This is a genomic window from Falsiroseomonas sp. HC035, assembly GCF_050563525.1.
GTDB lineage: Bacteria > Pseudomonadota > Alphaproteobacteria > Acetobacterales > Acetobacteraceae > Falsiroseomonas.
This window is the reverse complement of sequence record NZ_JBNXUN010000070.1, coordinates 1-995: the sequence shown is the minus strand read 5'-3', so window position 1 is coordinate 995 and position 995 is coordinate 1. Positions and strand designations below refer to the sequence as shown.

Sequence of the window (995 nt, the reverse complement as noted above, 5' to 3'; positions counted from 1 at the left end):
CCCGGCATGTCCCCCGGCATGTCCCCTGGGGACCGCGACGCGCTGGCCGCCGAATACGTGCTCGGCACGCTGGAGGCGCGGGAGGCCGCCGCGGTGGCCGCCGCCCTGCCGACGGATGCGGCGCTGGCCGAGGCGGTGGCGGCGTGGGAGGCGCGGCTCGCGCCGCTCACGGCGTTGGCGACGCCCGAATCGCCGCCGCCCGACCTGTGGGCGCGGATCGAGGCTGCGCTGGACCCGGCCCCCGCGCCTGCGGCACCGGGGAAGGCGTCCTGGTGGTCTTCCCTGCTCGACCCGTGGCGGGCCGGGGCGCTGGGCGCCGGCGCGCTGGCCGCTGGCCTCGCCGCCTTCATCCTGCTGCAGCCGGAGCCCGCGCCGCGGCTGATGACCGTGTTGCTGACCGAGAGCGACCAGCCGGCCTGGCTGGTGGAGGCCGACCAGGGCGGCCTGCGGCTCGCCTCGCTGAACCCGCGCCCGGCGCCGGAGGGCCGCGTGCTGGAATTGTGGGCGCTGCCGCAGGGCGCGACGGCACCGACCTCGCTCGGCCTGATCCCGGCGCAGGGCCGCATCAGCGTCTCGCCCAGCACCATCCAGCCGAGCCCGGGCATGCTGATCGAGATCACGCTGGAACCGCCGGGTGGCTCGCCGATCGGCCGGCCGACCGGGCCAATCCTGTTCATCGGCCGCCTGGCGCCGGCGAGCGGGACCTGAAATAATTTCTCCTGGCGCTGCATCCAGGCAGCGCCGTGCTCCGTAACGCATCCAGAGACGCCGTAACGGCACTCGCAAGATGTACACGGAGAGAAACCGATGACCCCGACTATCCGCACCGCCATCGCCGCCGCCGGCCTGATCGCCGCCGTGCAGGCCGCCAGCGCCGCCGACGCCGCGACCCTGGTCGCCCTGACCGCAGACAACGCCCTGGTCAGCTTCGACAGCGAGACGCGCCGCGCCGGCGCTCCGGTGCGCGTCACCGGCACCGATGGCCGCCTGCTCGG

At 75.4% G+C, this 995-nt stretch carries 2 protein-coding genes; both read left to right on the top strand.

The annotated features are described in order from the left end of the window. Positions 1-708, top strand: a 708-nt coding sequence (locus tag ACLF3G_RS29475; RefSeq protein WP_430672936.1) for an anti-sigma factor, incomplete at its 5' end; no start/stop codon positions are given. Positions 709-807: 99 nt separating this feature from the next. After that, positions 808-995 (top strand): hypothetical protein (locus ACLF3G_RS29470; RefSeq protein ID WP_430672935.1); only part of this gene is annotated, 188 nt, incomplete at its 3' end.